This is a genomic window from Cupriavidus necator, assembly GCF_013141915.1.
Taxonomy (GTDB): domain Bacteria; phylum Pseudomonadota; class Gammaproteobacteria; order Burkholderiales; family Burkholderiaceae; genus Cupriavidus; species Cupriavidus necator_B.
In genome coordinates this window covers 77,839-96,711 of sequence record NZ_SROX01000016.1, presented here as the reverse complement: position 1 = coordinate 96,711, position 18,873 = coordinate 77,839, and the positions used below count along the sequence as shown (strand labels likewise).

Genomic DNA, 18,873 nt, shown 5'->3' with positions numbered 1-18,873 from the left:
GACAGATTCGTAACGCGAGCATCATGCTTGCGTGAGTCATGACCGGCTAGAGTGGTTTACAAGGCTGAAGAAGCCGCGTGTAGAGTTGGGGGAGACGATCATGACGATGATCCAACGTTGCGCTGTCATTGCCACCATTGTTGCCGTTGCAGGTGTGCTTTCCACAGTGCCGGCCATGGCCTCGGCCGGCAAGTTTGGGCCGTACACCGATGGCGCGAAGACAGGCAAATTCGATTCATATACCGATGACGCCAGAGCGGGCAAGTTCGACCCATACACCGATGGCGCGAACGCTGGAAGATATATGTCGTCTTCCGATGGGGCTCCGCTGTAACCGGGCAGTTTCTCGTGGGGCCGTCCCCTCCGACGACTGCATTTGCTTCGACGGGATGGCAAAAACGCCTATCTGAAGCAGGCGGGGGTGCCCATTTTGTTCGTTGTTGCACGATGCCAACCGCTGCCGTCGACTGGCCATCGTGCAAGCGTAAGCTGTCCCGCGGGGCGGGCCCTGCGGAACAAGGCTTGTCATCCGCTGCCGGCCGCCACGGTACGCTGACAAAGCGTCGGCGCAGCCCTTGCATTCAAAGCTGGCTGGATTCGTTACTGATAAAGGGATAAGAACGCCCCGTCAGGCGCAATTCGCCACAGCGGCGACCACTGGGCATAGTGCTCCGAAGGGCAAAGACTGCCGCCGTGCGGCCTGATCAAATATTGCGGCGCCATCAACATTGCGTGGCGCTGGTGCCGACTCGACTAGATTAAAGCGTATCGCCCGTAGGGCGGTGAGCGCTGCGAGTTGTACTTCCAGCAAGTTTTGCGCCCGGCCGTCCTTCGCTGCTGCTGGCCGACTGCGCACAAGTCGGCGACGTTGCAAGGCGGCGTTTGCCTGAAGCGACGCAATCAGGATGTCAAGGCGGGAGAGGTTAATGATGGCTAGATGATTGTTAGGCATGATGCATGAAGGCGAGGTCCGATAACAAAGGCACGCTGGCCGACGGTCAAACTGGCGGCGACTCCGCCGCCAGTTCGCCGCATTCCGCTACCGAATGAGCCGATCCCAGCTACCATAGTGCTCCCGGCTGCGCCAGCCGCGCGGCAGGCTCAATCCGATCAACGCAAGCCCTGCGACGGCCCCAAATGCCGCCGCCGCGGAATTTCCGCCGCTGAGCACCCACGGTGCGATGACCAACCAAGCGCCAAAGCCGACATTGATCCAGCGCAGTAACCTTGCTACCTCTGCGAGCGCGGCCACAGCGACAACAATTACGAGCGCACCGATCAAATGATCGCTGTCCGCTAACGGCGGAATGGTGCCAAACAACAGGCGCGTGAACATCAGCGCGATGCCAACTCCGACACACGCAACCAGTGTCCAGGGCCATTGCACACCACGCAACGCCGACGCCATCGCGTCGGACAATGCGCTATCGAAACCGGGACGCCGGTCGCGCTGGCTTCCTGGCGAGGCGCCGCCCACGAAGAAGAGGCGAAGTACCGGCTCGCCGCGCCGATGCGCTTGTCCCAGAAACTGACCCATTGCAACCAGTTCATCCAACGTATAAGGGATCATCAGCGTCATTGCGCCCGCAGCGATCAGGCACAACGTGCACCAGGTCCCGATCACGATTGGCTGGATAATGATGAAATAGATGCTCACCACGCCAAGGGGCACGACGACGATCCCAAATGCCGCCACCATCCAAGGCATGGTGCGCCAACGCTGGCGCCCACCCATCGCGCCCATCAACACCTCCAGCAGATAACTGACCGCGCCAAGGCCACCGTCCGGAATCGGCCAGGACCGGGACACGGCGGAGGTAATAATGGTTTCCGTCCCGTTTTTTTGCGCGTCAGGAGAAAAGAACGGCTCCCAAACCGCCGCCGCATGGCCGAGTTGATACGCCGTGAGCTGGCGTGCGATCAGGAACCCGAACAGGGCCAGCCCGATAATGGGCAGCCGCTGCAAATAGGTGGACGGCGAGTACGTCCACCCGACCGGCAGATCGGACTGGTCCTTCATCGACGCCATGCTCATGCCTGGCATCATGGGTACGAGGATGGCAAAGGCGATGAGGAAGCCGCCGACGATCACATCGTTGTTGTAGACGGCCGGGGACGGCGCCCAGAACACCAGTGGCGCGAACAGCAACCAGAGCCCGACACAGGCGTTGCCCCACTGCGCCCATGAAAAGCGACGCGAAAGAGACAATGTGGCGAAGCCCATGATCAGGCTGCCGCTGGCCATGTCGCTCCAGCCCAGCCACGTCATGCGCAACGCAGGGGGCGCAAGACCGCGTTCTGCGGTCACTTGCATTACCAGCGTGCCAAACTCCCGAGTATCAAAGGCGCCCAAGACAAAAGGGCTTGTGAGTAACCAGGCACCAAGCAAGATGTTGAGATAATGCGCCCATAACAGGCTGTAATGGGCGTCGCGCATATGCTGCGCGTGCTCGTGCTCGTGCTCGTGCTCGTGCTTAGCGGCGGAGCCGCTGATTTCCGGCGCGCCCTTGACGGTCACGCTGCCGTGTCGCACCACGGGGTGATGGTCGGCGATGATGGCCGTGTTTAGCCGGTTAGCGCGATACCAACTGACCGGGTCCTGCTTCAGCGCCGCGATGATGCGAGGCATCGTTTCTAGAATTCGGCGCTCAGGCCGCCAATTTAGCCTCTCGCGCGCGCTGGCGCTGTCCACTTCATAATGATCGCTTGCCAGGCATCGCAGTTCCGGGTCAGAGGCGTCACCGACATTTCGCGCATGCTGGCAGCGTGAGTAAAGGCGCGCCCCGACGCCGGCCTGCGGCCGCATCGCTTCGCCCGGGCCATCCAGTGCGTGCAAAATTGCTGCCCGCAGTTGCCTTGGTGTCACTGCCTCCTCCTCGGCAAGCACTAACGACAACTTGCAAGGCAACTGGCCGCGCGCTGCGACAGCGTGCGCGACCGCCGCTGCCGCGTCATCGACGTGCAGGAACACATGGGCGGTGTCCGGATGTGCGTCGGCCCGGGCGACAAGGCTGGACTCGTAGCTTGCCGCGATCTGCTGCACCAGGAAAGCGTTATGACCGAGATCGTCGTAGAGCGGCGCGAGCCGCAGCATCAACCGCGGTACGGCGCCGAGTTCGTGCTGGAGCAGGTGCTCCGCCCTGATCATCATCGCCCGCAATGGCGATTTGGGATCGATGGGCGAGGCTTCATTGATCGGATTGCCGGGTTGCGACGGGGCATGGACTAGCAAGGTGCCGGCCAGCACGAATTGACCCACCGCGCACCGCTGCAATTCAACAATGATGCGTTGCAGGTTGCCGACAAGGTCGAGTTCCGCCGCGATCCGCTGCACGCTGCCGTCCGCATTGGGCGCGTCTTCCATCTCGCTGACCACATAGACGACCGACGTTATAAGCTCGCCGTGACCGGCTATCACCGCATCGAATGCCTGCGCCATATCTTTTTCACGTGTCGCGTCGATGCGAAGCGCTAGCGCACTGGGGAACGCTGCGGCAAGGTCTTCGCCATCGAGCGCGACCACACGGTATTGCTGCAACAGGCGCGCCACTACGGCGCGGCCGAGCAGCGATCCTGCCCCCACTACCAAAATCGTGTCCGTGCTATGTGCCAACGCCGACTCCTTGCCGGGGTGTTATCTGACTATCATGAAGAGACCGAGCAGGCCAGCCACGGCGGCCACACCGATCGCTGCGGACACTTGCCAGCGATGCACGCAGATCCACCACTGCGCACTGGTTGACTTCGCTTGATTGTCAAAGCGGCCATGTGCTGCAAACAAGCCCACGACCGGTACAAACAGGTTATCGGGCCGATCGGGGTGGGCGGGTTCCTGGGTCTGCTGTGCCTCATAGGCCTGTCTGGCCGCCACACGATCACCCAGGCCTGGGAAAAATCGACTGGACAGAATGGTTTTGGCGGCTGGCCAGCCCACCCATACCTCGCGAGGGCCGTGCGTGGCTGCCCAGACAATGGCCTCGCCGGCGATTTCCGGCTGGAATATTGGCGGCACTGGTTGGGCACGGCGTGGCAACTTGCTGCGGCACCAATCGAATTGCGGCGTATTGAACGCCGATAAATGCACCATCGTCAGTCTCACCGACGAATGATCGTGAACGAGTTCCGAACGCAGGGAATCGGTAAAGCCACGGATCGCCGCCTTCGCCCCACAGTATGCTGACTGTAGCGGGATGGACCGATAGGCCAGCGCCGAGCCGGTCTGCACAATACAGCCATGATTGCGCGCCGACATGCGTTTCAGCGCGGCCAACGTGCCATGCACCGCGCCCAGATAGACCACTTCCGTGACGCGGCGATACTCGGCCGCCGTTGTTTCGGCGACCGGCGCAAACACGGTCGTCGAGACATTGTTCACCCAAATCGTGATCAGTCCCAGTTCGAGCTCAATGCGCGACGCTGCTGCCTCCACCTGCTGGGCATCGGCGACATCGACGGGGATGCCCAGCGCCAGGATCCCCAGGTCGCGCAATTCGCTACAGACCCGGGCCAGGCGATCCGGCTCTCTTGCCAGGATTGCGATCCAGTCCCCGCGCTGCGCAAAGGCCCGCACGGCAGCGAGCCCCACGCCTGCGGTGCCACCGGTGACGACAACAACGTTGGGCGGATGCATTCAGGCCTCCCCGCGTTGCTGCGCTTGCTGAATGTCCAGCGCAGCCTGGATCAGTGCCAGATGGGTATAGCCTTGCGGATAGTTGCCCAGCAGCGCCTTGCTATCCGGGTCGATCTCTTCCGCGAATAAGCCGAGATCGCTGGCAAACGAGCAGATGTGCCGAAAGAGTTTGATCGCCTCCTTGGCCCGGCCTTGTCGGGCCAGGACTTGTACCAGCCAGAAGCTGCAGATGGCGAGGGTCGCCTCTTCTCCTGGCACGCCATCGTGGATGCGGTACCGATAGACCAGCGAATCCTTGGTGAGATCCCGCTGAATACGGGCCACGGTTGCTTTCACGCGCGCGTCAGTTGGGGGGAGAAAGCCGGTCAGCGGGATCAGTAGCGCGCTCGCATCCAAAGCTGGCGATCCGAAACTTTGCGTGAACGCGCCAGTCCCGTGGTGAAACCCCTGCCCCTCGATGACGCGACGCAGCGCGTCCCGTTCGAGCTTCCAGACAGCAACGTTTCCGTCGAGTTGCCCAGCCTGTGCCAGCGCAATGGCACGGTCCAACGCGACCCAGCACATCAGCTTGGATGATACGAAATGCTGGGGCACCCCGCGCGTTTCCCAGAATCCTTGGTCCGGCTCACGCCAGCGCGCCGCGGCGGCGTCGGCTAGCCGGGCGAGCACGCGCCGCATTGGGGCGGACAGTGTCATTGGCATGCCCTGTTGGCACACCCAGGCCGCGTCGAGGACATGCCCATAGACATCCAGTTGCACCTGTTCCGCCGCCGCATTGCCGATACGCACCGGACGGGACGCACGGTACCCGTCAAGATGGCGAAGCTCCTGCTCAGGCAGGTTCGGGCTGCCATCGATCCGGTACATGATCTGCAGTCGTTTGAGATCGCAAAATCGCTCGATCCAACGAAAGAAGTCCATTGCGGCCTCGTGATGGCCCAGCGCCATCAACGCGCGCAGCACCATGGCCGAGTCGCGCAGCCAACAAAACCGATAGTCCCAATTGCGGCTGCTACCGATCCACTCCGGCAGCGAGGTGGTTGGCGCCGCCACCAGTGCTCCGGTCGGGCCAAACGTCAGCAACTTGAGAACACAGGCGCTGGTGCGCACTTCTCGTTCGAAGGGACCGCGATAGGTGCATTGCTGCTGCCACTCGCCCCAATGTCGTAGGGTCTCATCAAGGACCGCCTGGGGGTCGTGCACAGGCCGGTCCGGCCCGTCTTGTTGGAAGGACGCAATCGCCCACAGCGGCGCGCCGGGCCGCACGATGGCCACGCCTTTGGCGCGGTGCGCTTCGGTCGCCAGCGGCAGCGGCGGCGAACATACCAGGCTGAGACGTTGGTGTTCGCATACAGCGGTCACGCCATGCGAACCGACTTCCCATTGGTGGGGCTTGCGCGCATAGTCAAAGCTCGGACTGAACACAAGTTCCACCCTCACCTCGCCAACGGTCGCCTCAATGCGCCGCAACAGCCGATGGCACTCGGGTGAGTCATGGTCCAGCCGACTGCGTGCGAGACGCTCGCTATGCATGAAGTCGGTCAGGCGAAGGATCCCGCCGCTGGCTTCAAACATGGTTTCCAGTACGCCCCCTGGGACCCGGTAATAGCGCGAACTGATCGCACGACCCGTCGGCCGGATTTGAAAGTAGCCTCCTCGGTTAGCATCGAGCAATCTGCAAAATACGGCGCCGGCGTCAAAGTGCGGCATACAGCACCAGTCGATGGATCCCGACGTGCTCACCAACGCCACGCTATGCGTGTTGCCAATGACGGCATAGTCGGCAATGGGCGGATACCTGGGGTTGGTGAACACTCCGTCTCCTTGACCCTCGCCACGCTGGCAACACGCGTTGCCGAGGTCGGGATCCTGGCTTACATCTGGCGCTAGCGCGGGAAAGAACTACAACGCGCTATGCCTGCCGTTACACGGCTCAAGTTCGCGGCGTGCCATGGCTTCACCACCCGAGCCGCGCGTTGCCGTCCAAGATCGAGTCGTTGGGCTACCTGGATCTACGCCATGGCGCGACAGACCTGCGCGCACTCCTGACAGGCACGTGCGCACTCTTGGCAATGCTGCGCTTCGTGCTTGGCGCACTCCGTCCCACACTCTTCACAGACCTTCGCGCACAGCGCGCATATCGCGCGCGCGTACTGGCTGTCGCGCGCCATCATCGCCGCGGCATAGGCACATGTTTCGGCACAGTCCAGGTCGAGTGCGATGCAGCGTTTCATGGCCTCAACCTCTGGCTCACGCAGACAAGACGCAGCACAGTGATGACAGGCGACTGTGCAGGCGTGACAGGCTTCAATACAAGATAGATAGTTTTCATGTGGCATGGCAAAGCTCCTAAAGAAATTCGACCAGCGTTGCGAGACGCCGCCAAATTGAGAGCAATTCGCGCGCCACAGGAAGCAGACGACAGCATGGGAGCGACTGCCTTACAGGAGCATTACGCGACGATGACGAAACCGGTGACAGCACATGTTTTGGCCAGGCTGATGACGCTAAAGGAGCTTTTGCTTCGACGTGGCGCGCACTATGCTAAGTGGACGTTTCACCATTGCGCGAGGAGACAACGTGTTCGAACGCCCTAGCGATGCCATGCTTCGCCCCGTCTCACTGAGCCGCCGCCGACTGCTGGGAAGTCTGATCGCCGGAGGCGGCTTGGCGAGCCTGGGCGCGTATCCACGCGCCGTTTGGGCCTTGAAGAGCCAAGGCTATCCGGTCGTGCTGACAGGGACCACGTTTGACCTGGCCATTGGCGCGACGCCCATGTCGTTTACCGGCCGTATCCGGCCTACCACCAGTGTGAACGGCTCCATCCCCGCGCCGATTCTGCATTGGAAGCAAGGCACCGAGGTCACGCTGCGCGTGACCAACTTGCTCGATACCCAAACATCGATTCACTGGCACGGCATCTTGCTGCCGTTTCAGATGGACGGCGTGCCCGGTATCTCCTTTCCCGGCATCGGGCCGGGCGAGACGTTCGTGTATCGCTTTCAAGTGCGGCAAGCCGGCACCTATTGGTACCACGCGCATACCCGTTTTCAGGAGCAGACCGGCTTGTACGGACCGCTGGTCATCGAGCCAATGCATCCAGACTCGATCAAGGTCGATCGCGACTATGTCGTGATGCTCAGCGAATGGACGGATGAAAACCCGGAAATGGTGTTCGCGAAGCTCAAGAAGATGAGCGACGTCTATAACTTTCAGATGCCGACGGTGGGCGACTTTGCCCGAGATGTGTCCGAAATGGGGCTGTCCGAGGCCTTGGCTAAGCGCGCGATGTGGAACCAGATGCGAATGAATCCGACCGATTTGGCCGATGTTTCGGGAGCCACTTTTACCTACCTGATCAACGGCACGCCCGCAGATAAAAATTGGACAGCGATCGCTAAAGCCGGGGAGCGCGTGCGGTTGCGCTTTATCAACGGCTCGGCGACCAGCAACTTTGACGTCCGAATTCCCGGCGTGAAGATGACGGTGGTATCGGCTGATGGGCAGGATGTCGAACCGGTACCGGTGGATGAAATCCGCATTGCCGTCGCCGAGACTTACGACGTAGTGGTGCAGATGCCGGACGATAAGGCGCACACCATCTTTGCTCAGTCGATCGATCGCAGCGGCTACGCCAGGGCGACACTTGCACCGGAAGTCGGGATGGAAGCCGACGTGCCCAAGCTCGATCCGAAGACCTGGCTCACCATGGCCGATATGGGCATGGGCGACATGGCGGACATGGATATGGGCAGCATGGAAATGGGGGCCATGAAGATGGATCAGAAACCATCCATGGCCATGGATCGCATGGGGATGGAGTCCATGGGTGGCGCACCCACGATGCAACCAATGACGCCGGAGGCGGGCATGGGCGCCATGGGGGGCATGGGGGGGCATGACATGTCGACCATGTCCGGGCCAGCGAAGGACGCCCATGCCGGAATGGCCGGCATGGACCACGGCAAGTCCGACGCGAAGCCGGGGATGCAGAAAACCGGTGGCGAGATGGGGCATGACATGGGCAAGATGGGCAATATGCCTGGCATGGGGCCACAGGTCGACATGCGCTCGATGAACCCTTCCCGCTCGCTGTCGGATCCGGGGCCAAGACTGCGCAACAACGGCAGGCGAGTGTTGACCTACGCGGACCTTAAAACGCTCGGCCCGGTGATCGACAAGCGCCCGCCCAGCCGGGAGTTGGAACTGCACTTGACCGGCAATATGCGCCGTTTCATCTGGGGCCTCGACGGCAAGAAGTTTTCCCAAGCCGAACCGATCCGGCTCTACTACGGGGAGCGCCTGCGCATCACGCTGATCAACGACACCATGATGAACCACCCGATGCACCTGCACGGGATGTTCAGCGAGCTGGAAAATCACGAAGGCCAGGCGCTGGTCAGAAAGCACACGATCAACGTCCAGCCGTCCAAACAAGTCAGCTTCCTGGTGACGGCCGATGCGCCGGGACAATGGGCCTTTCATTGTCACTTGCTTTACCACATGGAAGCCGGCATGTTCCGCAAGGTCGTGGTCGCATGAGCGGGTTGAACCTCGCCAACGCCAGGGAGATTGACGTGCCCAACCACCGTCTCATCCTTCTCGCAAGCCTGGCTCTCTTGGCCAGCGTGCAGTGCCACAGCGTGGCGGCGCAGACGATGGCGCCGATGCCAAGTATGACACACGATACGCCGATGCCAGGCATGGCGCACGATGCCCCGATGCCACCAAAGACCGCAGCTCCAGCCGGGAAGCCAGCGCCAAGCCATCCCGCAGTCAGTCCGACAGAATCTGCCTCAGTGCCCGGCGGCGCGAATGCGATCATCCAGGTGAATGAGGCCCCGGTGCCGATGGCAGATCCGAACCGAGGCATTCCCATGCCTGGGGATACGATGGCCGATAACGATATCTACTATCAGGTGCTATTCGATCGCCTCGAGTACGTCAAGGCACCCGGCGGCTCTGGACTGGCCTGGGACATGCTCGCCTGGGTAGGACGGGATCTGAACCGGTTATGGGTCAAGTCGGAAGGCACGCGTCTGTATGGCAACACAGAGGATGCCAGAGCTGAGGCACTGTGGGGACACGCCTTTGCGCCGTTCTGGGATTGGCAACTGGGCGTGCGCCAGGATTTCGGCAATGGGCCGCCGCGGACCTGGGGCGCCTTTGGCGTGCAAGGCCTGGCGCCTTATTGGTTTGATATCGAAGCCACGGCTTATCTGGGGTCGTCGGGACGCGCTGCCGCCCGAGTGCGGGCTACCTACGATATTCGCTTCACCCAACGTCTGCTGTTGACGCCGGAGTTCGAGGCGAACGCCTATAGCAAGGCAGATGAGGCGCGAGGCATTGGCAGCGGCGTGTCCGAGTTCAAGCTTGGCTTGCGACTGCGATACGAGATCCGTCGCCAGTTCGCCCCCTACCTAGGCGTGGTGTGGGGCAAGAAGCTGGGCAATACCGCGGATTTTGCGCGTGCTGCCGGAGAGCGGACCACCGACAAGCAAATCGTTGCCGGCGTGCGAATCTGGTTCTGAACCCATTTGAGACGCCGGCCAGGTTCAAGCCCGCTGCTGGTTAACCGCCAACTTACTGTGCGATTACATTTCGTATCACGCCTGCGAAGGCCGCGCGCGGGAAAATAGAATGGTCATTATGACGCACGTGCAAGCAGCCATAGGGGGGCCCCGTTTGATGGGGCATTAGTCTGCGTCCTCTCCGCGTGCCATGCTGGCGCGCGTGGCACACGTCGCCGGCCAACTCAGGAAAGGACCCATGAAAGTCGGAAAGCTGCTGGTCCTGCTCGGTGGCGCGGCAATGGGCATCGCGCCCGGTGCGATTGGCGCCATTCAAATCGGCTGGGAGCCCAGGCAAGAGCTCAGCAGTAACTGGTGGCTGCAGTGCGGTGGCGTGCCGGCTCCTGCCGCGCCCGCGATGTGGCCTGCCGTGGACCATGAATGGGAAAGCAGGTCGCTGGACTGTACAGCGCAGCGGGACAAGGAAACCCCGCAGTATGCGCTTGCCGTGAACCCCCGGCACCGCTTATTCAAGCACGGCAACGGCGCCGCGGCGCCATCGAATACTGCCAAATCTAAGCCGTCGCGAGAGGCGAAGCGACAAAACCGTGACTGCGGCCAGCCCCGACCGGCGCCACCGCAATAGTCTAGACGTTCCCCCTTTTTCGGTACGCGCTTTCCGCGTGTGCCAACGCAGTCTCAACCTGTGCCACCGAGCCAAAGGAGATCTCGAAGATGAAAAGCAAACTTGTCGTTGCAAGCCTGATTGCCGCGGTATCGCTTACTGCCGCCGCGACCGATTTGAGCACGGTCGTGAAAACCTATGAGCTCAAAGACGGATCAAAAGTCCACGTTTTCAAAGACGGCAAGATGGGCATGGAGAACAAGTACGGCAAGTCCGTCAGCATGCCAGAAGGCAAGGTCATGGAGACCAAAGACGGTAGCAAGATCCTGATGAAGGGCAATGAGGTGTTCCGTCTGGACGACGCCCTCATCAAAGGTCACCGCGAAGGCGGCTAAGCGGGCGACCTGACACGGGCTCTGAGCAAGCGGGCGCCGTGCAGTGCCCTTGCTCGGAGCCCGTCCGGGCCGCTTGCCATGCTCAGCGTCACCCACGCGGCCCGAGCGATGAGCGAGCGCTGCATTATTTCTCAGCGTACACGGACACGCTAAGCGACCGAGAGGCCTGCAGTGTCAGGGCATGGCGACCATGAGCAGGGATGCGCAGCGATACCGGGCGCGTTCCGGGCATCGCGTGTCCGGCGTCATCCTGGGAAATCACTACGGTGACCTCGGCTGGCTCGTTGCGGGGATTGTCCAAAACCAGCACACACCCCTCCCCCGCACCAAGTGTTCGGCGCCAGGTCGCGTTGACCCGCGCCCCGACGTCGATCAGCCACTCCGTAGGGCGCGGCTCGGCCAGGCCACCGGGCACGAAAGCGGCAGGACCCCGATCAAGATCCAAAATGGGGGCGTGCGCCAACGCAGAAGCGCTAAGACTAACAAGCAACGCCGATAAGCCGGTTCGGATCAGATTCAATCGAAGTCTCCCTAAAAAAGAACTGGACGCAGGCTGTCTTCGTGGGATCTGACGGCCAGCATCATGACGCGGCATGCCACCTGGCACCTGGAAAGAACGGGGCGCTCCTGTTGACCCAAGGCGGCAACGCGATTGATTCTAGGGCGGCCGGTCTGTCACAGAGATTACGAGAACATGACAAGACATCATCCCGCCATCGCGCACTCTCCTGTCGTCTACTTCCCATTAGCCCAGCGCGAGCGCATGCCTGCTAACTCCGTGGGAATGGGCGACCGCTGCGCGCTGCACAAGTTGCATCCGCCCCAACAATGTAACCGGCTTGCAATGTCGCAGTAAGCTTGGTCTCACTAGACTTCAGTGCCTATCGAATACCAATAACGTGGCGAACTGGAGACGCTATGAAAAGAAGAAAGATGACCGCCGCTGGCATGCTGCTGGGGTCGCTGTCATTGGGGGCTTATGCGCAGACGAGTGTCACGCTATACGGCGTCGCCGATGTCGGCATCGAATATTTATCGAATGTGCCATCGTCGAGCGGCGGCACCAACCAGGTGCGCATGTCGGCCGGCAATATGTCGACCTCGCGTTGGGGCTTGCGGGGTACGGAAGATCTCGGCGGTGGCCTCAAAGCGGTGTTCGAACTGGAGAGCGGCTTCGCCCTTGATACCGCGCAGTCGAGTAGCGCCGGCCGGTTATTTGACCGGGGCGCACTGGTCGGGCTGTCCAGCCCATATGGTCAGCTGACCCTTGGTCGCCAGACCACGGTGCTATACGACACCGCCATTCAGTTTGATCCGATGGGTTTCGCGCCGCGATACTCGCTTTTCAAGAGCGACGATACCATTGCCGGTCGCGCGGACAATTCCGTCAAGTACAAGGGCACGTTTGGCGGCGTGACCGCCATGGCACTGTACAGCTTCGGCCGCACTGGCGGCGGCGAAGTCCCCGGCGAGCTGAAGGTGGACCGGGAGATGAGTGCGGGTCTGGTGTATTCGACTGGACCGCTTTCCCTGGGCGCCCTGTACGACGAGTACCAGGGGTCAACCGTTGCATCGCAGGGGCAAAAGGACCGGCGCGCGTTAGTGGGGATCAGCTATGGGATCGGACCAGCAAAGCTGTATGCCGGATATCGTTGGCTCAACGGAAATATCTCGAGCGCGGTAAGCGCAATGCGCTCCAACTTGTATTGGGCAGGCCTGCGTTATCAGCTGACCTCGGCGCTGTCGCTCACCGGCGCAGCGTACTATACCGATGTGCGGGGTTCCGGCGCCGATCCGCTGATGTTCGTGGCCTCGACCGATTACGCGTTTTCCAAACGCACCGACATGTACTTCAATGTCGGCTATGTCCGTAACAAAGGTGGCTCACAGTTGGGCTTGAACGGCTTTAACGCCAGCAGTGGCGCGCCGGTCAATGTCGTGCCGGGCGACAACCAGACCGGTGTCGTGCTGGGTCTACGCCATAAGTTTTAAGCAAAGCCGCCTGAATACCTGTTGATCCGGCACACAAATAGGGGACGTTCTCGAGAGGGTTAGTCAGATGATGCATGACAAAATCGACTCGAGGACGCTGTCGGTCGACGCGTTGAACGAGCGGCGACGGCGAGCGGTGAGAATGCGGCTTCAAGGCGTGAGCGTGAACGAGGCGGCGGCGCAGTGCGAGCTGACGCGCGCGACGGTGAGTGCGGCATTCAAGGCGTATGAAGCGGGCGGCTGGAAGGCGGTGGACACTACGCGGCCGGGACGACCCCGCGGCATTGGACGCACGCTGACGGCCGAGCAGGAGAGTGAAGTGCTGCGCCTGATTCGCGACCGTACGCCCGATCAGATGAAGATGGGGTACCCGCTGTGGCAGCGCCAGGCGGTGGCAAAACTGATCCGCGATCGCTACGGCATCGAACTCGCTGCACGCACCCTAGGTCTTTACCACGAACGCTGGGGCTTCACGCCGCAGAGGCCGATTCAGAAGGCCTACGAGCCGCCAGCGGCAGTGAAGAAGTGGCTCGATGAGGAGTATCCGGTCATTTTAGCGAGCGCCAAGGCAGAAGGCGCCGAGATCCATTGGGGCGATGAGACCGGCTTGCGCAGCAACGACGTACGCATGCGCGGCCATGCTGCGCAAGGCCAGGCGGCGGTGGTACGGGCGAACAACGAGTGCCATGGCTTGTCGGTCATCTCCAGCGTTACCAACCAGGGAACGATGCGCTGGAAGATATTCGACGGCGCGCTCAATTCCGACATCCTGATCAAGTTCGTGAAACGGCTGGTCAAGGGTATTAAGCGCAAGGTCTACCTGATCCTGGACAATCTGCGCGTGCATCACAGCAAGCCCGTAAAGGCGTGGTTGGCCGAGCACAAGCACGAAATCGAAGTCTTCTACCGGCCAAGCTACAGACCCGAACTCAACCCCGGACGAGAGGGCCTTCGCCGACCTCAAGCCGGCCGTCACAACGCTGGCGCCGGCGCGCACCAAGCTGCAACTGGTCAAGGCGACGTCCATGTACCTGTGAAGGTGTCAACGACAGCCCGAGCGGACCAAAAGCGAGTTTCGAGCCCAAACCGCTTCGTGATGCCGCATGAGATTCTAGATACAATGCCGGATCAATAGGTTGAACGGTCCTTTTACCGAAGGACCACTAGCCACGGCGCCGCAACGCCGTGGCTATTTTTATGCGGCGACGCGCTGGAGGCCAACCGTCTAGCTCCGGGCGGCGTTTCGCTGGCGGGGAAACGTCAAAATGAAGCGCGTAGTGCCTTCCGACGATTCCGCCGAAATCTGGCCCCCGTGCGCAAACATGATGGCTTGCGTGATGGAGAGACCCAGTCCCACGCTTTCGGACTCCGCACGGGTCCTTGATTTGTCGGCACGGAAAAAGCGGTCGAATAGCGATGGCAGCAACTCGGGACTGATTTCCTCGCCCTCATTCTCGACTACGATCGACGTGCTGCCGCCCTGCTCGCGCGTCTCGACCCGGATCTCTTTGCCGGACGGCGTATAGCGTAGAGCGTTCGAGAGCAGATTGCTGAGCGCTCGGCGTAACATCAGACGGTCGCCGGTAATTTTCGCCTGCCCATCAAGCCGTAGATTGACGCCCTTGTCCTCTGCCAGCGCGTCGTAGAATTCGAACAGCGCCTGTACTTCATCAGCCACGTTGATCGCTTCCTCATTCGGCAGTGTGATGCCGTGCTCCATCTTGGCCAAGTACAGCATATCGGACACCATGCGCCCAAGCCGCTGCAATTCCTCGGCATTCGAGGCCAGGACCTCTCGATATTTGGCGGCATCTCGCGGCTGCGATAGCACGACATGCGTCTGCGTCATCAGGTTGGTGATGGGCGTGCGCAGCTCATGCGCCAAATCGGAGGAGAATTCCGAGAGCCGCCGAAAATCATCCTGCAGTCGCTCCAGCATCGCGTTTAACGTGATCGCCAGATCTGCCATCTCGACCGGCACGGCTTCGACCGGCATGCGCGCATCCAGTTTGTTCGCGGTGACGCCCTTGGCGCGTGAGGCCATCATGCGCAGGGGTGCGAGCCCGCGTCGCGCCGCCCACCAACCAAAGAGACCGCTGGCGAGCACCGCCAATGTGGTATAGAAGGCCAGCGAACGACGAAATGCATGCATGAAGTGCGCGTGGATTTCCGTGTCCATGCCGACCACGACGCGCAAAGGTGCAATGCGCGGGTCAGCCGCACCAACCTGCGCGCGCATGCCGCGATACTCCTGCTCGCCTTGCTGCCAGACGAAGGTATTGTCACGCGCCAATTCGCGCGGAATCGCCTCGAAAGCAATCGCAAAATCGAAGTCCTTGGTCGCATACAGCTTGTGGCCTTGTGCGGTCTGCACCTGCGCGACGAAGCCAGGATGGTGATCGACCATTTCCCGAAGCCGCTGGGGCAAGCGCTCGGCCGGCGTTTCCTGCGCGATCTTTTCGATCAGGCGAATATTGTCGCCGAGCACCACATAATCCTCGGTGGCGAAGTGGCGGTCCATCGCCAGCCAGATGAGAACGCCCAAGCCCAGCAGCACCACGGCAGAGCAGAGCGAAAACAGGATGGTCAGACGCATCGTCAGGGACAGGCGATGCGTCATGCCTGCTCCTCCGGCGCTTCCAGCACGTAGCCCATGCCGCGCACGGTCTGAATCAGCTTAATATCAAAGTCATCGTCGATCTTCGCCCGCAAGCGGCGAATGGCCACATCGATCACGTTGCTATCGCTGTCAAAGTTCATGTCCCAGACCTGGGAGGCAATCAACGAGCGTGGCAGCACCTCGCCGCGCCGGCGAGCGAGCAACTCCAGCAGCGCAAACTCCTTGCTGGTCAGCGTGATGCGGCGCCCGGCCCGCGACGCCCGGCGCCTGCCCAAATCCAGCACCAGATCGCCCACCTGAATGCGGTCCATCGCTAGCTGTACAGTACCGCGCCGCAATAGCGTACGTACGCGCGCCAGTAGTTCCGAGAACGCGAATGGCTTGACCAGATAGTCGTCAGCGCCCAACTCCAACCCCCTGACCCGATCGGCCACGCTGTCGCGGGCGGTCAGAAATAACACCGGAACCGGGTTGTCCGCGGCGCGGATCGTCTGCAAAATACGCCAGCCATCGAGATCGGGTAGCATGACGTCGAGGATAATCAGGTCGTACGCTTCGTTAAGCGCCAAGTGCTGTCCGTCCAGCCCGTTGGCGACCAAGTCGACCACGAATCCTGCCTCGGTCAGCCCCTGGCGCAGGTACTCGCCGGTCTTGGATTCATCTTCTACCACCAGCAGCTTCATCTTCGTGCCCTCCCCCTCGTCTTTCGGATTATGTGCCCGCCTGTTGGACCGGCTCTAATACGGGGTAGTCTACCGAGACGCTCTGTGGGTAACCCAGACCTTACCGGAATGTAATGTTTGGGTAAGTTGACGGTAGCCTGGCTGTCGTTACTCTCTTGCTGCCGCCTTCCGACGCGGCCATTCAAGCAAAAAGGACTATTTCATGCGACGTGATCGACCGTCTGGCCTTGTGCTGCCTAATCTGCCGCGCCGCCGTTTTGTACAGGGTCTGGCCGCCGGTGGCGTGATGGCGGGGCTGTCTGGCTTGGGCGGTGCGGCCTGGGCTCAGCCGTCAGGCCGACCGGCAGATGTCTTATCCGGCACAGCACCAGTGCTGCGCGGGACCGACTTCGACCTCGTGATCGGCGAGTCGGTGGTCAACTTCACCGGGACGCCACGCGTCGCGACCACCATCAATGGCATGTTGCCGGGGCCGACGCTGCGCTGGCGTCAAGGCGAAACGGTGACGATTCGGGTCACGAACCGGTTGCGCGAGCACACGTCGATTCATTGGCACGGGATCATTCTGCCGTTCGAGATGGACGGCGTGCCGGGGATCAGCTTTGCGGGCATTGCGCCGGGCGAGACCTTCACCTACCGCTTCAAGGTCGACCAGATTGGTAGCTATTGGTATCACTCGCATTCGGGCTTCCAGGAGATGACCGGCGTGTATGGCGGCATTGTCATCGATCCAGCCACCGGCGTGGATGGCGTGCGAGCCGATCGCGATTATACCGTGCTGCTCTCGGATTGGACCGACGAAGATCCGATGCGCGTGCTCTCGAAACTGAAGGTTCAGAGCGACTACTACAACTATAACCAGCCGACGGTTATCGATTTTTTCCGCGACGTCTCCAGTGAAGGGATGAAGAGCGCGCTCGCTAAGCGCAAGATGTGGAACGAGATGCGGATGAGCCCGACCGATCTGGCGGATCTCTCGGGCGCCACGCTGACTTACTTGATGAACGGCGTCACACCGGCCGGCAACTGGACCGGCGTGTTTAAGCCGGGCGAGAAGGTTCGTCTGCGGTTTATCAACGGCGCAGGCAACACGTTCTACGATGTGCGCATTCCCGGCCTCAAGCTTAAGGTCATCCAAGTCGATGGACAGAACATCGAACCGGTAACCGTCGATGAGTTCCGCTTCGGCCCGGGCGAGACCTGTGACGTGCTGGTCGAGCCGCGCGACGAGGCCTATACCATTTTCTCGCAGTCGATGGATCGCACCGGCTATGCCCGCGGCACCCTGGCAACTCGAGCCGGGCTGGCGGCACCGGTGCCCGCCGTGGATAAGCCGCAGTGGCTCACCATGGCCGACATGATGGGCAGTATGGGAGGCATGGGCGGCATGGATCACAGCGCCATGGGCGGAATGAGCCATGGCGGCATGGCCATGCAAGGCATGGACCACGGCTCGATGGGCATGCAAGGCATGAACCATGGCGCTATGGCCATGGATCACAGCCAGCATGCCATGGGTAGCATGTCGGGGGGCATGGCGACCGATGCGTCGCTGAAGGTGCCCAGCACCAAGGCGCGCCACGCCAAGACCGAGTATGGCGCCACCACCGATATGCGCGTTGACATGGCGCGCACCAACTTGGACGACCCGGGCATCGGTTTGCGCGACACCGGGCGCCGCGTCCTGACACTGGCCGATCAGCACACCATTGGCGGTCCGTTGGACAAACGCGGTCCCGGGCGCGAAGTGGAACTGCACTTGACCGGTAATATGGAGCGTTACTCGTGGTCCATCGACGGGGTGGAGTTCGGAAATTCGACGCCGGTGCACTTTAAGTATGGCGAGCGGCTGCGCGTCATTTTGCACAACGACACCATGATGACGCACCCAATGCACATGCATGGCATGTGGAGCGAACTCGAATCGCCGGATGGCGCCTTCCTCGCGCGTCGACACACGATCGCGGTGCAACCGGCGCAACGCATCAGCTTCCTCGTCACCGCCGACGCCTTGGGCCGGTGGGCCTGGCATTGCCACCTGATGTTGCACATGGACGCCGGGATGTTCCGCGAAGTGGTGGTGGCCTGACCCTAACCGATATGCACATGGAAAAACCAACAAGAACAGTACTTGCCGCCGTGCTTGCTTCCGCTGGCATGAGCGCAGCTTGGGCCCAGCACGCCCACACCGAAGCGGTTCCAACGCAAACTTCGTCGCCCGCCGTCGCGGAAAAGGCGAAGTCCATTCCGAAAGCAAAGTCTTCGGGCAAGGTTGGCGGCACCGCTGCCACCGACGGCCAGATGCAAGGCATGGACTCGATGCAGGGCATGGACCACAGCCAGATGCAAGGCATGGACTCGATGCAGGGCATGGACCACAGCCAGATGCAAGGCATGGACTCGATGCAGGGCATGGAC

Annotated in this window: 13 protein-coding genes and 2 pseudogenes; 9 read left to right on the top strand and 6 right to left on the bottom strand. The window is 61.4% G+C overall.

The window, feature by feature from the left end:
• Window positions 1-100: 100 nt before the first annotated feature.
• Complete coding sequence (locus tag E5S69_RS24445; protein WP_306437367.1) at window positions 101-334, top strand: hypothetical protein; 234 nt, start codon at window positions 101-103, stop codon at window positions 332-334.
• 705 nt (window positions 335-1,039) lie between these two features.
• On the opposite strand, the gene E5S69_RS24440 is transcribed toward E5S69_RS24445, so the two are convergent.
• The 4 genes from E5S69_RS24440 to E5S69_RS24425 form a co-directional block, all read right to left on the bottom strand.
• Window positions 1,040-3,613 carry a vitamin K epoxide reductase family protein gene (locus E5S69_RS24440; protein ID WP_115737197.1) on the bottom strand — a complete coding sequence of 858 codons (2,574 nt, stop codon included), beginning with the start codon at window positions 3,611-3,613 and terminating at the stop codon, window positions 1,040-1,042.
• A 21-nt stretch (window positions 3,614-3,634) separates the two neighbouring features.
• Complete coding sequence (locus E5S69_RS24435; protein WP_062799390.1) at window positions 3,635-4,630, bottom strand: SDR family oxidoreductase; 996 nt, start codon at window positions 4,628-4,630, stop codon at window positions 3,635-3,637.
• On the bottom strand, window positions 4,631-6,445 hold the full coding sequence (locus E5S69_RS32825) for a glycoside hydrolase family 15 protein (RefSeq protein WP_053821782.1): 1,815 nt from the start codon (window positions 6,443-6,445) through the stop codon (window positions 4,631-4,633).
• A gap of 197 nt (window positions 6,446-6,642) precedes the next feature.
• Window positions 6,643-6,969, bottom strand: coding sequence for a four-helix bundle copper-binding protein (locus tag E5S69_RS24425; protein ID WP_062799392.1), 327 nt, complete (start codon window positions 6,967-6,969; stop codon window positions 6,643-6,645).
• Window positions 6,970-7,234: 265 nt separating this feature from the next.
• Here E5S69_RS24425 and E5S69_RS24420 point away from each other — a divergent pair, with 265 nt between their 5' ends.
• The 6 genes and pseudogenes from E5S69_RS24420 to E5S69_RS24395 all read left to right on the top strand — a co-directional run bounded on the left by E5S69_RS24420 (window position 7,235) and on the right by E5S69_RS24395 (window position 14,259).
• Window positions 7,235-9,172, top strand: a complete 1,938-nt coding sequence (locus tag E5S69_RS24420) for a copper resistance system multicopper oxidase (protein WP_115737198.1) — start codon at window positions 7,235-7,237, stop codon at window positions 9,170-9,172.
• Window positions 9,169-10,161, top strand: coding sequence for a copper resistance protein B (locus E5S69_RS24415; protein ID WP_223819835.1), 993 nt, complete (start codon window positions 9,169-9,171; stop codon window positions 10,159-10,161). Before E5S69_RS24420 ends, E5S69_RS24415 begins: the two co-directional genes overlap by 4 nt.
• 238 nt (window positions 10,162-10,399) lie before the next feature.
• Entirely contained in the window at window positions 10,400-10,786 is a 387-nt protein-coding gene (locus E5S69_RS24410) for a hypothetical protein (RefSeq protein ID WP_116322066.1), read from the top strand.
• A gap of 89 nt (window positions 10,787-10,875) precedes the next feature.
• Window positions 10,876-11,160 carry a periplasmic Cu(I)/Cu(II)-binding protein CopK gene (copK, locus tag E5S69_RS24405; RefSeq protein ID WP_053821780.1) on the top strand — a complete coding sequence of 95 codons (285 nt, stop codon included), beginning with the start codon at window positions 10,876-10,878 and terminating at the stop codon, window positions 11,158-11,160.
• Window positions 11,161-12,078: 918 nt separating this feature from the next.
• Complete coding sequence (locus E5S69_RS24400; protein ID WP_053821779.1) at window positions 12,079-13,152, top strand: porin; 1,074 nt, start codon at window positions 12,079-12,081, stop codon at window positions 13,150-13,152.
• A 70-nt stretch (window positions 13,153-13,222) separates the two neighbouring features.
• Window positions 13,223-14,259, top strand: a pseudogene (locus E5S69_RS24395) (IS630 family transposase).
• Between the two features lie 118 nt (window positions 14,260-14,377).
• Here the strand turns inward: E5S69_RS24395 and E5S69_RS24390 are convergent.
• Both E5S69_RS24390 and E5S69_RS24385 read right to left on the bottom strand, forming a co-directional pair.
• On the bottom strand, window positions 14,378-15,772 hold the full coding sequence (locus E5S69_RS24390) for a heavy metal sensor histidine kinase (protein WP_053821778.1): 1,395 nt from the start codon (window positions 15,770-15,772) through the stop codon (window positions 14,378-14,380).
• Window positions 15,769-16,455 carry a heavy metal response regulator transcription factor gene (locus E5S69_RS24385; protein ID WP_053821777.1) on the bottom strand — a complete coding sequence of 229 codons (687 nt, stop codon included), beginning with the start codon at window positions 16,453-16,455 and terminating at the stop codon, window positions 15,769-15,771. The genes E5S69_RS24390 and E5S69_RS24385 overlap by 4 nt, the downstream gene beginning before the upstream one ends.
• A 202-nt stretch (window positions 16,456-16,657) precedes the next feature.
• Between E5S69_RS24385 and E5S69_RS24380 the strand changes: the two genes are divergently transcribed.
• Both E5S69_RS24380 and E5S69_RS32185 read left to right on the top strand, forming a co-directional pair.
• Complete coding sequence (locus E5S69_RS24380) at window positions 16,658-18,544, top strand: copper resistance system multicopper oxidase (RefSeq protein WP_053821776.1); 1,887 nt, start codon at window positions 16,658-16,660, stop codon at window positions 18,542-18,544.
• Window positions 18,545-18,555: 11 nt separating this feature from the next.
• Window positions 18,556-18,873 (top strand): annotated as a pseudogene (locus E5S69_RS32185) (copper resistance protein B); the annotation flags it as partial.

Bases quoted from the DNA above. Each gene is read 5' to 3' on its own strand.
- E5S69_RS24420 (WP_115737198.1), top strand. From the start codon at position 7,235: ATGCTTCGCCCCGTCTCACTGAGCCGCCGCCGACTGCTGGGAAGTCTG.
- E5S69_RS24400 (WP_053821779.1), top strand. From the start codon at position 12,079: ATGAAAAGAAGAAAGATGACCGCCGCTGGCATGCTGCTGGGGTCGCTG.
- E5S69_RS24445 (WP_306437367.1), top strand. From the start codon at position 101: ATGACGATGATCCAACGTTGCGCTGTCATTGCCACCATTGTTGCCGTT.
- E5S69_RS24435 (WP_062799390.1), bottom strand. From the start codon at position 4,630: ATGCATCCGCCCAACGTTGTTGTCGTCACCGGTGGCACCGCAGGCGTG.
- E5S69_RS24415 (WP_223819835.1), top strand. From the start codon at position 9,169: ATGAGCGGGTTGAACCTCGCCAACGCCAGGGAGATTGACGTGCCCAAC.
- E5S69_RS24380 (WP_053821776.1), top strand. From the start codon at position 16,658: ATGCGACGTGATCGACCGTCTGGCCTTGTGCTGCCTAATCTGCCGCGC.
- E5S69_RS24385 (WP_053821777.1), bottom strand. From the start codon at position 16,455: ATGAAGCTGCTGGTGGTAGAAGATGAATCCAAGACCGGCGAGTACCTG.
- copK (WP_053821780.1), top strand. From the start codon at position 10,876: ATGAAAAGCAAACTTGTCGTTGCAAGCCTGATTGCCGCGGTATCGCTT.
- E5S69_RS24425 (WP_062799392.1), bottom strand. From the start codon at position 6,969: ATGCCACATGAAAACTATCTATCTTGTATTGAAGCCTGTCACGCCTGC.
- E5S69_RS24390 (WP_053821778.1), bottom strand. From the start codon at position 15,772: ATGACGCATCGCCTGTCCCTGACGATGCGTCTGACCATCCTGTTTTCG.
- E5S69_RS24410 (WP_116322066.1), top strand. From the start codon at position 10,400: ATGAAAGTCGGAAAGCTGCTGGTCCTGCTCGGTGGCGCGGCAATGGGC.